Genomic DNA, 12,382 nt, shown 5'->3' with positions numbered 1-12,382 from the left:
ACTATGGCAGGCTGGCATACACGCGCCATTATTTACCAGATAGATACTGCCCTGTTTTACGATCTGAACGGCGATGGCTGTGGCGACATCGCCGGGATCGCCGCGAAGCTACGCTACATCCGCCGGATGGGCGCGACGGTTATCTGGATCACTCCGTTTTACCTCACGCCTTTTCTCGATGAAGGCTATGACGTGAGCGACCATTTGCAGGTCGATCCCCGCTTCGGCAAGCTCAACGATATCATCGCCTTTATTGAACAGGCGCGGGAGCTGGGGATGCAGGTCATTATTGAGCTGCTGATCCAGCATACCTCGGATGCGCATCCCTGGTTTCAACAGGCCCGCCGCGACCCTCAGTCACCCTATCGTGACTATTACCTGTGGTCCGACACGGACGACGACGATACGCCGCCGATGTTCCCCGGCGTGGAGAAGAGTATCTGGACATGGGACGACGAGGCGGGGCAATACTATCGGCATATGTTTTATCACCACGAGCCGGATCTCAATCTGGCCTCCCCTGCGGTGCTGAAGGAGGTTGAGAACATCATCATCTTCTGGCTAAAGCTCGGGGTGTCGGGCTTTCGCCTGGATGCGGCGTCGCACCTGACAAAACAGGCCGGACGTGGGGATGAAAAACGCGGCCTGTGGATCCTGGAGCATCTGCGCCGTCTTATCGAGCAGCGTAACCCGGATGCGATCCTGCTCGGCGAAGTCGACGTGGAGGTCGAGGCCTACAAAGATTATTTTGGTCAGAACGACCGGCTCAACCTGGTGCTGAATTTCTGGCTCAATAAGTACTTCTACGTCAGCCTTGCGGAGAAAAGCGCACGACCGCTGCGCAACGCGGTGAAGAAGATGATTGTGCCGCCTGACTCCTGCTGCTTCGCCAACTGGCTGCGCAATCATGATGAGCTGGATCTGGAAGGGATAGGAAAAAAAGCGAAGCAGACCGTCATTGATGCCTTTGCCCCTGACGAAGAAATGAGTGTGTATCAGCGAGGTATCCGCCGCCGTCTGGCGCCGATGCTTAATGGCGATCGTAAGCGGCTGGCCTTTTGCCATGCGGTCTTGTTTTCGCTGCCGGGCGTACCGGTCATGCGCTACGGGGATGAGATTGGCATGGGAGATGATTTGGAACTGGAGGAGCGTTACGCCGTACGCACCCCGATGCAGTGGGCCGGATCGCAAGGCGGCGGTTTCTCAGACGCCGACCCGGAAACTTTTATCGCCCCGATGATTGACCGCGGCCCGTACCGCTATCAAAAAATCAACGTGGCGGATTCGCTGTTGCACCGCAACTCACTCCTGCACTGCATTATCGATATCGCCAATACGCGCTCGGAGTTCCCTGAGATCGGCGTCGCGCCGTTTCGTCTTATTAATATCGACAGCGATGCGGTGCTGGGGATCTATTACGAAACCGACACGCGCAGCATTCTGACCTTCGTTAACTTCAGCGATAAGCCCGTTAATTTTACTGCCAGAGGGATCCGGCATGCGACCTGGACCGCCTGCCTGGCGGACAAACGCTACAACGACGCGCTGGTGTGCGGCAAAACCGTCGCGCTTAACCTCAGCGGCTATGGCTACCGCTGGTTCTGGACCGATCGTACCGCACTGCGCTGATTATCGTCTCCGCGAGAGCAGAAGACGCGCCACGATCGCACCCGTGACGGCGAGGGAGCCGAGCAGCACTTTCCCCGGCATGCCGGAGGTAACGCTGGTGGCGCGCTCTTTTGCTTCGTCGGTGAAGTGCCCGTGGATTTTATGCAGATCGTTAACCGGCTGATCCAGATAGTCCTGACGGTCATCCGCATTTAGCGTATCGGTCATCTGCCCTTCCCAGGCCTTTTTAACCATCAGCCGATCCAGAAAGCCGGGAAAAAGAAATTGCCCGACAATCGACTGGACGGTGCTGCTGCCCACCCACAGCTCCCGCATCGGTTTTTGCGCTACCTTGAAAATCGCGCTGGCAGCCACTTCCGGCTGAAACACGGGAGGAACCGGACGCATCGCCCAGGAAAATTTATTCCTCGCCCACTCGAACTGCGGCGTATTGAGGCCCGGCATCTGTACCATTGCGATCTGCACCCGGCTGTTTTCATGCATCAGCTCGGTGCGCACGGCGTCGGTAAACCCGCGGATCGCGGCCTTCGCCCCGCAGTAGGCTGACTGCAAGGGAATGGAGCGGTAGGCCAGCGCGGAGCCAACCTGAATAATCGTTCCGCGATCGCGTGGGGTCATTAACTCCAGCGCGGCGCGGGTACCGTTAACATAGCCCAGATAGGTCACCTCGGTGACGCGGCGAAACTCCTCAGGCGACATGGTGCGAAACGGCGCCAGCATCCCGCCCATGGCGTTATTCACCCACACATCGATGGCTCCAAGCCGGTATTCAATCTCGTTAGCAGCATCGGTCACCGCCTTGCTGTCCGCCACGTCGGCCTGAACGGCACAGGCATTGATCCCGAAACGGCGCAACTCCTCTTCTGTGGAGCGCAGGCTCTGCTCATCGCGGGCAATGATGCCCACATCGTAGCCCGCTTTGGCAAAGTGCAGCGCCGTGGCCTTCCCCACGCCCGCCGTACCGCCGGTAATAACGATGACAGCCATAGCCTTTCCCCTTGTTTCAGACGTTATCCCAGCCGGAGAGTATTTCGATCAGTTCAGACAGGGAATAACGCACCGCTTTATCCACCACATCCTGACATTCACCGGAAAACAGCACGGTGCGGGTTTCCGTCTGTCCGCGAATATTCCAGCCGAAGCAGACCGTACCGGCTGCGGTGCCATCGTCTCCGCCTTCCGGTCCCGCATAGCCGCTGATGGCAAGGCCAATATCCGCCTCGGCAATTTCGCGAATTTTAGCGGCCATCTCGGTCACCGTTTGTTCACTGACGGCGGTGAAGCGCTCAATGGTTTCGTGCCGCACGCCGAGGATCCTCTCCTTCGCCGCATCGCTGAACACCACCATGCCAACGTCATAAAATTCCGCCGTGTTCTCTTCGGCACAAAGCGCAACCGCGAGATTGCCGCCGGTACAGGACTCTGCGGTAGTTAACCGCAAACCTCTGTCCGTAAGCTGAGTGGCGAGCTTTTTCGTCAGCTCGCTGATGGTGCTGTTACTGTCGTGAATAAGATTGCTCATCGCGTTGCCCTTAATTTTCGTCAGGAATAATAGAAATATGACCATTACGCTCAAGAATAGCGTATTTTATCTCCTTCAATTCTGTAATACCGTGATTCTGGCGGGCTGATACCAATATATCATCACAGGATACATCGACCTTTTTCAGTTTATCGGCAAGGGGGACACCGTTCTCCACCAATATCACCGGCGTGCCATCAAGAATATTCTCAACAGTGGAAAAATATTTTTTCAGGAGGCCAAATATAATATCCACCACCACCAGCGTTGTTATTGTAATCATCGCACCGGTGATGGAAAAATCTTCGCCAAGTAGCGCCTGCTGTGTCGCTTCACTGATAATTAAGAGCAAAATAAGGTCAAAACTGGTCATTTGTAGCAGGGCGCGCCGCCCGGCAACTTTAAACACAATGACCAGAAACAGGTAAATTGCCAGGGCACGAAAAACCATGTCCATATTCGACTCCTAGGGGTAAATAAACTGCCAGAAACGGATATCTGGCTCGTTGTTTACGCGGATGCTGTTTGTCCACTTCCCTGCTTTTGACGGCGTGATGAATAATATAGCGGTAAATTTATCGGTCTGTTGTAAACGATCGTAGACGAGAAACAGGGTATTCCCCCGGCTGTACATGCTGTCCGGTTGTGGCCAGACGCTGCCGGGCTCATACGCGTCGCTGCTTTCGCTGGTCAGGCTGAGGGTATATTTCCCCTCAGACGTCACCGGAAACGTCAGCGCCATCCGCGATTCGGTCTGGCGGCGACCGAAGCGCTCATAGCTCAGGGCCAGGGTTTTTGCATCGTTTGTTTTCTCCACGTCACTGACCACACCGCTTGAAAACAGCCCGGCAATTGCCGCCACGATAATAGCTAACAGCACAATAAAACCCACCTGACGAAATGCGTACTCAAACGTCAGTAAACGATAACTCTCTTTTATCCCAGGCACTTTTTCATTTTTTGGTTCCATGGCAGTCGTCACCGTTTCGCTTAATTGCCGAAATTTTTGATTTCTCGGTGAAAATGCTTTTAAGACTTATCACATTTGCCACATAAAGAAATAGCAACAATACTTAATAAGTCAAGACATCCAAAATGAAGGATATCAGATGAAATTATCAGTGATTTCAGCTTTGTTAATATTAATTATCCCTACTGCCTGGGCAGATAATAACGGCGGGTTACAAAAGGGTGACGCGCCGCCACCGCCGCATGCGCTGGACAGCGGTTATCGTGGTACCGATGATGCGCGCATTATGACCATTACTCAGGCGAAAGAGATGCATGATGGCGCCTCTATTTCACTGCGCGGCAATCTTATTGATGGCAATGGAGATAAATACTTATTCCAGGATAAAACCGGGAAAATCGACGTTATTATCCCGAAAGCCGTATTTGACGACAGAACCGTGGAACCTGACAACATGATCAGTATTAGCGGCTCGCTCGATAAAAAATCATCCCCACCCGTAGTCCGGGTCAGCCACTTGCAAAAATAATTCAGCGAAGCGTTAACGCTGTAACTATCCATCAAATCTCACCCCTAACAAGGAGTTAGCTATGAGTGATAATGAACAACGTACGAACGCTTACCCAACGCCACCTTTCCCGGAGCAACCCCAGACGCCGCCGGGCCTGTCCTCAGAAATGGAACCCGTACCCGACCACGGCGAGAAGAGCTACAAAGGGCATGGACGTCTTGCCGGTAAGAAGGCGCTAATTACCGGGGGCGATTCCGGCATCGGACGCGCGGTAGCCATTGCCTATGCCCGCGAAGGGGCAGATGTCGCCATTAACTATTTGCCGGAAGAGGAAGAAGACGCAGCGGAAGTCATCGCCCTGATTAAAGCGGAAGGACGGAACGCCGTCGCGCTTCCGGGCGATGTGCGCGACGAAACTTTTTGTCAGAACCTGGTGGAGCAGGCCGTCTCAAAACTGGGCGGGCTGGATATCCTGGTGAATAACGCAGGCCGCCAGCAGTATCGTGAGTCGCTGGAAGAACTGACTACGGAAGATTTTGACGCGACCTTTAAGACCAACGTCTATGCGCCTTTCTGGATCACAAAGGCGGCGTTGCGCCACATGAAAGCCCCTGCATCCATTATTAACACCTCCTCCGTTCAGGCGGTTAAACCGAGCGCCGTACTGCTTGACTATGCGCAGACCAAAGCCTGTCTCGCGGTGTTTACCAAAGCGCTGGCGAAACAGCTGGGTCCGAAAGGGATCCGCGTGAACGCGGTAGCGCCCGGACCTTACTGGACCGTGCTCCAGCCCAGCGGTGGGCAGCCACAGGAAAAAGTGAAACATTTTGGCGAGAGTACCCCTCTGGGACGCCCGGGACAGCCCGTGGAGATCGCACCGCTGTATGTCACTCTGGCCTCGGATGAGTGTTCATACACCTCCGGGCAGGTCTGGTGTTCAGACGGCGGCGACGGCGTCATTTGACGAAAAAGGCTGCGAAAGCAGCCTTTTTTACTTTTAAGGGGTGACGACAGGAAACCAGAAGCCGAAGCTCTCCATGCAGCGCAGCATTTCGTTCACCTTCGCGGCGTTGCCGACGATCGTCACCTCTCCTGCCTGTTGCGCCTTTTTCAGCGTGGTTTCCTTAAGGATGGTTTTGTTCAGCGTTTCGCGGCTGAGCGTAATGGTTGCATCCGGATCTTCTGCCTGAGCGTTGGCGCTATGGTTCAGCACGCCATTTTCCAGCTCCAGCTTATACCTGCCGCCCTCGCGGCCTAAATCAACGTTAAAAATGCCTCTGGCATTCGCCGCTCTGACGCCGTTAAGGTGAACGCCGAGGTAGTCAAAAATCATCTCAGTTGACATGGCACGGACCGCATCCGAGCTGGCGGTTTTGGGCGTCGGCTTTATCTTCACGCCGTTACGCAACTCTTGCGCACCGGTGAGGTAGGCGTTACGCCACGGCCCTGACTCCGCATGGTATCCCAGCTGTTCAAACGCGTCCGCTTCCAGTTCGCGCGCTGCCTTATTATTCGGATCGGCATAAACGACTTTACTGACCACCTGAGCCACCCAGCGATAATTCCCCCGGGCATAATCGACACGAGCTTTTTCAAGGATCGCGCGGGCTCCGCCCATGTAATCGACATACTTTTTCGCCGCCTCGACCGGAGGCAGTTCATCGAGCGTCGCCGGATTGCCGTCGAACCAGCCAAGATAGTAGACATAGGTGGCTTTGACGTTGTTGCTTACCGAGCCGTAATAGCCACGGCCTGCCCAGGATTTAGCCAGTCCGTAAGGCAGGGCGAAATTTGCGGCTATTTCATCCCTCGTCAGCCCCTTATTCGCCAGTCTGAGCGTCTGGTCGTTGATATAGCGGTAGATATCACGCTGGCTTTTCATCAGCTTCACCACTTTCTTATTACCCCATGTGGGCCAGTGGTGCTGCGCGATAATAATTTCCGCTTTATCCCCCCAACGATCGAGAGCGTTATTGATGTATTTTGACCATGCCAGCGGATCGTGTATCTTCGACCCGCGCAGCGAATAAGTATTGTGCAGGGTGTGAGTGACGTTCTCTGCTGCTTCAATCAGTTTTTTCTCTTCCACATACCAGAGCATTTCAGACGGCGCTTCCGACCCCGGCGCCAGCATAAAATCATAGGTGAGACCGTCGATGATCTCTTTCTGCCCGTCTTTGGTAATGGCGTGAGTGGGCGCGATAAGCGTGACCGTCCCCGCTGAGGTGGTCGTCCCCAGACCCGCCCCTATCTGACCTTTTACATTGGCCTTTAACAGGTTTCCGTAGATATAACTGGCACGGCGGCTCATGGCATTTCCGGCCATGATATTTTCCGATACCGCCTCTTCCATAAAACCTGCTGGAGCATAGACTTTCACTTTGCCGGTCATCACTCCCGCTTCATCGACCACGCCACGCACGCCGCCATAATGATCGACATGACTATGGGTATAAATAACGGCAACAACCGGGCGTTTGCCACGATGTTGAACGTAAAGATCCATGCCCGCTTTGGCCGTTTCCGCAGACACCAGCGGATCGATAACCGTGATCCCCTCTTTGCCCTCTATAATCGTCATATTCGACAGATCGAGGTTGCGGATCTGGTAGACGCCTTCCGTGACCTCAAACAGACCGCCAATATTATTCAGCTGCGCCTGACGCCACAGGCTCGGGTTGACGGTATCCGGCGCTTTTTGCCCTTCTTTGATAAAAGCGTATTTCTGGGGGTTCCAGATAACGGCGCCTTTTTCGTCTTTAATCACCGCGGCTGGCAGCGGGGCAATAAAGCCTTTGTGCGCATTTCGGAAATCGGTCTTATCAAAGAAGGGCAGTTGACCATAAAGTGCATCATTCATCTCTTTCGTATGGGCAGTGGCTCCCTTCCCTTCCTTTTGTGCCAGGACAGGCAATGAGGTCAACGAGACTAATAGCAGACCAGCAACGGCCATCGCACTAACGAGAGTTTTAAATTTCATACTTCCTCGAGGAGTTATATTTACGCTGGCGGTACATGGGGGGAAAGGAGTCTATCACCAGGCTTATCTTTAACCTATGAAATTAACGTTTATAAATAAATAAGTTAATTCTTTCGTCGCTGCGGCCTTCAGGGATAATGCTGAGTCCAGTTATTTCCCCGGAGTGATTCGATGAAGAGCCTGCCGTTCTTTTTCGCTGTATTAACCCTCAGCACATTAACAGCCTGTAGTTCTCCCCAACCAGACAATGTTGAAAAAATTAATCATCTGCAAATTCCACTGGTGTTGCCGGCGGAAAAACCGCCGCAGGCACAGATATCGCATATCGCGTCTCTTTATCAGGAAAATAAACAGCAGATCGAGACCCTAACGCGCAGCGTAAAATCACAGTATCTACAGGACACCACCGCAAAAGAAATTTTTGTTGCGGACAGTGCCGTTCAACGCGTCTATGCCTCGCTGACCAAGCTGGAACAGCTAGATATGGTTAACCAGCAATACCTGAAAGATAATAATGTCACGGGCCTGCAAAATATTCATATCGTTCTTGAACCATTATTCACCAGCTGAAAACAAAAAACCCGGCAACTTAAGCAGCCGGGTTTTTATTAATGGGCATATCACGGGCATCAGTCGTACTGACCAAAGCGATAGCTAAGCCCTGCGGTGACGGAACTCAGATCGCTGCTCACGCCGATCTGGTTAACATTGCCCACGTTGCTTACCCACTGATACTCCAGGCGGCCCGCCCAGTTTTTATTGAAGGCGTATTCAGTACCCACGGCTGCAAGCGGGCGTACACCGGTTTCAAAACGATTGTGACCACTTACATCGGATTCAGCGCGATAGCCCATTGCGCCGGCACGGCCGTAAATATCCCAGTCATTGGTCAGGGCATAACTGGCCTTCAGAGACAGTTGCAGGCCCTGCGTCTTCATTTGCGCCCCTGCGCCATGCTGGCCTTTAATCTGCATGTTGCCTAAATAATCATAACCACCTTCTACCGCAAGCCATGGGGTAATCTGATAACCCGTATAAACACCCCCGCCGACATTATCATGGTCAAAATCGAAGTGATCGGAATGCGTGTTCTCAAACGCTTTTGAACCCATATTGGTATCAAAATAGTGAGACCAGCCGAATTTCGCCCCGCTATACCAGGTGCCCGCATCCGCGGCGGCGAAGGCGGAAGTGGCGGTAAATACATTAGCCACAATCAATGCGATAACTGTCTTTTTCATAAAAATATCGTTTACTTGATAAAGTTAAATCTGAGAAAGCAAACGATATAGAAAATTAACGGCAGCGTTAATTCCATTTCTGTTTAATTTTAAACTTCCGCTAGAATGATTCGGGTAAATGTCTGACTTCAAGCAGGTATCCGCCGCGCTTAAAGGAGATATATTCTCCCTGCTTAAGGGCGGATAATACATTGAGTATACTGCTGCGAGAGAGCAGTGTACGATCCTGAATATATTCCAGAATCGTGGTACGCAGACGCGTCTCTTCCGGAAGCAAAATCATTTCCTGAAGGTGATTACGAATAACGGAATAGGTACGCTGCTGGAGTACCTGTGCATCACGAAATATTAAATAGGCCGTATGGTATGAAAGCAGCGCGGCGACATCCTCCCAGACGCCCTCGGCGCGAAACAACTCAGCCGCCTTGTCCGCATCGAGACGTAAAATAGTCGACTCCCTTTCCGCACGGAGAAGATGCCCGTGCGTGGGCTGGATCATCTCTGCAATACCAAACAAATGCGGCTCGTAAACGGTCACTACCACCAGTCCATCCGAAGCCCGCAGCAGGGATAACTCCCCTTCCAGAAAGAGGTACATCTGCTGTTTCCCCTTCCGTAACCAGGTGAGTCGCTTACGCGGAACAACGTGCACTTTCTCCGCTATCGGCTCAAGGATGGCGGTCAGTCGTTCGATGGATTTTTCGGGTCGAACAGGCGGTAAAATATGCATGGTACAACCTTCTGACATTCAATATCTGCCATTATAGACCATATATTTTAAGCGGTTAGCCGATCAAAACTGATAGCTGTAGTTGACGCTGGCAAACCAAAGATAAGGATGGTCGTAACTTCCGGCAAACTCCACCGGCGATTTCACATGCGACGACTGCATATGAAGATACGACACGGCAATACCAATATTGCTGGCCGGGGTGATCTGATACTGGGCTCCCGTACCAAATCGCCACTCATCGCCGGTAGGTAAGGTTAAGGCCACATCGCTCTGGCTTTCATACGGCGAGCTGTCGAACGCCACACCGGCATTCAGTCGCCACTGAGGCGTTGGACGATACTGCACGCCCACCGCACCGTGCCACGTGTCCTTCAGGCGGCTGACGTTGTTCAGCTGCTGGTCCCCGACGACGATTTGCGGCGCGCCGAACTGGCTCCAGTCCTGCCAGCCGAGATCGCCCATAACCGACCACCGCGGGTTAATATCATGCACCAGACTGAGCATGATTTGCTGCGGCGCGCTGATCTGTGCCGACACCGGCAGGTCGTAGGTGCCGTTCTGTAGACGCGCGTTGCCGTCAATATTGAAGCTGTAGTCCGTTTCGCTGTTCCAGGTAATACCGGCTCGGGTCTGGTCAGTTAGCTGCATCAGCAGCCCAAGCCGATAGCTCATGGCCAGGTCTTCATCGCGTCGCTGGTAGTCATCATCGTTAACGCTGCGAGTCAGCGAGAAGTAACCGTAGTTAACGTTGGCGGACGCGCCGCCAATCGAAAGACGGTCGTTAAGCTTATAGGCCAGCGAGGGGCTGAGCGTCATGGCTACAATGGTACTCTTTTTAATCAGCCTGTCGCCCGCCCAGCTGCCGTAGTCGATCCCCAGGCCGTAATTACCGTAAAGCCCGATCCCGGCATAAAGATCATCGTTTATCTTCTGGCTATAAAAGGCGCTGGCATTCGGGATGGTTTTCATCACATCGCCGGGGCTTTGATGGGCATCGTTATCCAGCTGGTTGTCGATGGAGCCATCCATAACCTGTAACCCACCGGTGACCATATGATCCGGTAAGCGCGTCATGCCAGCCGGGTTGGTCATGATTGTCGAGGCGTCCTTCGCACGAGCCGCCTGCCCTGCTCCGGCAAGCGCGGTATCTTCGGTGCCGGCTTCATAAAAATAGAGGGCGCTGGCATGGGCACTGGAGACAGCTAATACGCCAGCGCACAGGAGGAGTCGTGTTTTCATCTGTGGTCCGGGAAATAAAAAATTTGCCGACAGATATAACAGGGGCGATTGATTACGTAAAAAGAAAGAGGGTTTAATTTTAAATTATGCGCGGTTCAGCCCCTCTTAATATCTCTGACAATTCAGCGACGTCCGGAATACGACGCCGCTACGTCCTGCACCTGTAATACGCTCAGGTACAGGACGATAAAATCCAGCAACTTTTATACATGTTTATTAGGACTTACTTATAATGCTCCAGATTGGTTTCCGGGCCCGTTCTGGCAATTTCCTGAGCTTTGCCGAAACTTTCAATCAGGCACTTATATTCCGGACAGACATGCTCTGCCAGGATCTCAGCAAAGCGAGAACCTTCCTCGCGGTTCCAGGTTCTCATTAATTCAGCGACAATGGCAAACGTATCGGTAGGGATCGCCCCCGCCTGAGCCACGCGCGCGATGGTGGTATCGGTCGCGATTTTGGACCAGTTCCCCGAGGCATCCACAACACAGTAAACCTTATACCCCTCCTGGACAGCGCTAACCGCAGGGAACGCCATGCAGACGCTGGTGAGCGTGCCGGCAATAATCAGGGTCTTTCTGCCCGTCTTTTCCACTTCCTTCACAAACGCCGGATTATCCCAGGTATTAATCTGCCCGGTGCGTGGAACATACACGGCATGGGGTGCATATTTGTGAATTTCCGGGATGAGCGGGCCATTGGGACCGTCAGGAACAGAGGCCGTGGTGATCACCGGGATATTTAAAAGCGTGGCAACTTTGGCTATCGCTGTCACATAATTACGAAGGTCTGGTACAGGCACATCACGTACCGTGTTGAATAAGCCACTCTGATGGTCGATGAGTAAAATTACAGCGTCATCAGTATCAATCATACCGTTTGTAGCAGCCATATTTCTTTCCTCATGATTTCTTTTACATTGCCGTCAACTCTCCCGGCTCCGCGATTTTACATGCACATGGTCAGGGTATAATGCATTGATAAATCATAATGAATAGTAGTTCGATCCGGTCTGAATACCGCATCATTTCAGGACAATTTCTGGCACGGTACGCTGAGCCATCGACGCTGACGGAAAGCCCTCGTGAGGAGAAAAAATCTTTACAATGCCGTTATGCGGCCATTCGTATTCGTTCGGCTGAAGGCAAGCGTTACTCACTACTGGAATCGCCCTTATCCTCCCGCATGGATTCGATAAACTCCCGTTGCTCCTCTGTGAGTTCAAGCTCATCCAGCAAGCGATCTAACTCTTCTTCAGGTGATTCCTTTTGGTTCTTTCTCTTCCCGGTAGCCATACTCACCCTTGAGTTATTAGGATTAATCTCAGGGTATCCAGGGTACAGGAAATGTGCAACTTAGCGTGTTATGCCATGGGTGATTCCTTGTTTAGCAAAAGAAGGCTTTTTACTACGAAAAGAGAGCTTTGTGCCTGTTGCAATAAAGCGAGGCAAATTGCAACGTAAGCAAAGCGGTGTGAATCGCCACGGATAATTTAGACACTTCCGAGCCGTTGATAATACTGGTTTTCATATTCTGTCGGTGACATCTGATCGCTAG

The 12,382-nt window shown here is 52.6% G+C and carries 14 protein-coding genes; 4 read left to right on the top strand and 10 right to left on the bottom strand.

Annotation, left to right across the window (positions count from 1 at the left end):
* Positions 1-3: 3 nt before the first annotated feature.
* Positions 4-1,629: an alpha-amylase family protein gene (locus tag ACOTYB_RS20020; protein WP_059370849.1), complete on the top strand. Its 1,626-nt coding sequence runs from the start codon at positions 4-6 to the stop codon at positions 1,627-1,629.
* On the opposite strand, the gene ACOTYB_RS20015 is transcribed toward ACOTYB_RS20020, so the two are convergent.
* Genes ACOTYB_RS20015 through ACOTYB_RS20000 form a run of 4 tightly spaced genes read right to left on the bottom strand, consistent with a single transcriptional unit; the run spans position 1,630 to position 4,121 of the window.
* Positions 1,630-2,616 (bottom strand): SDR family oxidoreductase, encoded by a 987-nt coding sequence (locus ACOTYB_RS20015; protein WP_220153324.1) that lies wholly within the window; start codon positions 2,614-2,616, stop codon positions 1,630-1,632. It abuts the gene before it with no gap.
* A gap of 16 nt (positions 2,617-2,632) precedes the next feature.
* Entirely contained in the window at positions 2,633-3,151 is a 519-nt protein-coding gene (locus tag ACOTYB_RS20010) for a 2-oxo-tetronate isomerase (RefSeq protein ID WP_003862863.1), read from the bottom strand.
* Positions 3,152-3,161: 10 nt separating this feature from the next.
* Positions 3,162-3,608, bottom strand: coding sequence for a DUF421 domain-containing protein (locus tag ACOTYB_RS20005; protein ID WP_023323704.1), 447 nt, complete (start codon positions 3,606-3,608; stop codon positions 3,162-3,164).
* Positions 3,609-3,617: 9 nt separating this feature from the next.
* Positions 3,618-4,121: a hypothetical protein gene (locus ACOTYB_RS20000; protein ID WP_126524538.1), complete on the bottom strand. Its 504-nt coding sequence runs from the start codon at positions 4,119-4,121 to the stop codon at positions 3,618-3,620.
* Between the two features lie 139 nt (positions 4,122-4,260).
* Between ACOTYB_RS20000 and ACOTYB_RS19995 the strand changes: the two genes are divergently transcribed.
* Entirely contained in the window at positions 4,261-4,650 is a 390-nt protein-coding gene (locus ACOTYB_RS19995) for a YdeI family stress tolerance OB fold protein (protein ID WP_045332846.1), read from the top strand.
* A 61-nt stretch (positions 4,651-4,711) separates the two neighbouring features.
* Positions 4,712-5,596: an SDR family oxidoreductase gene (locus tag ACOTYB_RS19990; RefSeq protein ID WP_022651800.1), complete on the top strand. Its 885-nt coding sequence runs from the start codon at positions 4,712-4,714 to the stop codon at positions 5,594-5,596.
* A 33-nt stretch (positions 5,597-5,629) separates the two neighbouring features.
* On the opposite strand, the gene ACOTYB_RS19985 is transcribed toward ACOTYB_RS19990, so the two are convergent.
* The gene (locus ACOTYB_RS19985) at positions 5,630-7,612 is read right to left on the bottom strand and encodes an alkyl/aryl-sulfatase (RefSeq protein WP_220317064.1); all 1,983 of its coding nucleotides are present in this window, start codon (positions 7,610-7,612) and stop codon (positions 5,630-5,632) included.
* Positions 7,613-7,783: 171 nt separating this feature from the next.
* Here ACOTYB_RS19985 and ACOTYB_RS19980 point away from each other — a divergent pair, with 171 nt between their 5' ends.
* Positions 7,784-8,182 (top strand): hypothetical protein, encoded by a 399-nt coding sequence (locus tag ACOTYB_RS19980; protein WP_061856278.1) that lies wholly within the window; start codon positions 7,784-7,786, stop codon positions 8,180-8,182.
* Positions 8,183-8,241: 59 nt separating this feature from the next.
* Here ACOTYB_RS19980 and ACOTYB_RS19975 read toward each other — a convergent pair whose 3' ends face one another.
* From ACOTYB_RS19975 to ACOTYB_RS19955, 5 genes are all read right to left on the bottom strand, one after another.
* Positions 8,242-8,853: an outer membrane beta-barrel protein gene (locus ACOTYB_RS19975; RefSeq protein ID WP_003862873.1), complete on the bottom strand. Its 612-nt coding sequence runs from the start codon at positions 8,851-8,853 to the stop codon at positions 8,242-8,244.
* Positions 8,854-8,953: 100 nt separating this feature from the next.
* Positions 8,954-9,583 (bottom strand): winged helix-turn-helix transcriptional regulator, encoded by a 630-nt coding sequence (locus ACOTYB_RS19970; protein WP_061856279.1) that lies wholly within the window; start codon positions 9,581-9,583, stop codon positions 8,954-8,956.
* Positions 9,584-9,646: 63 nt separating this feature from the next.
* Positions 9,647-10,825 carry an OmpP1/FadL family transporter gene (locus ACOTYB_RS19965; RefSeq protein ID WP_409249057.1) on the bottom strand — a complete coding sequence of 393 codons (1,179 nt, stop codon included), beginning with the start codon at positions 10,823-10,825 and terminating at the stop codon, positions 9,647-9,649.
* Positions 10,826-11,048: 223 nt separating this feature from the next.
* A complete protein-coding gene (locus tag ACOTYB_RS19960; protein WP_017382881.1) occupies positions 11,049-11,717 on the bottom strand; it encodes an isochorismatase family protein in 669 nt (222 codons plus the stop codon).
* Positions 11,718-11,976: 259 nt separating this feature from the next.
* A complete protein-coding gene (locus ACOTYB_RS19955; RefSeq protein WP_185807282.1) occupies positions 11,977-12,120 on the bottom strand; it encodes a hypothetical protein in 144 nt (47 codons plus the stop codon).
* Positions 12,121-12,382 lie beyond the last annotated feature (262 nt).

It is taken from the genome of Enterobacter cloacae complex sp. IR5450, assembly GCF_049238665.1.
Lineage (GTDB): Bacteria > Pseudomonadota > Gammaproteobacteria > Enterobacterales > Enterobacteriaceae > Enterobacter > Enterobacter hormaechei_C.
This window is presented reverse-complemented; position numbering and strand designations above follow the sequence as displayed.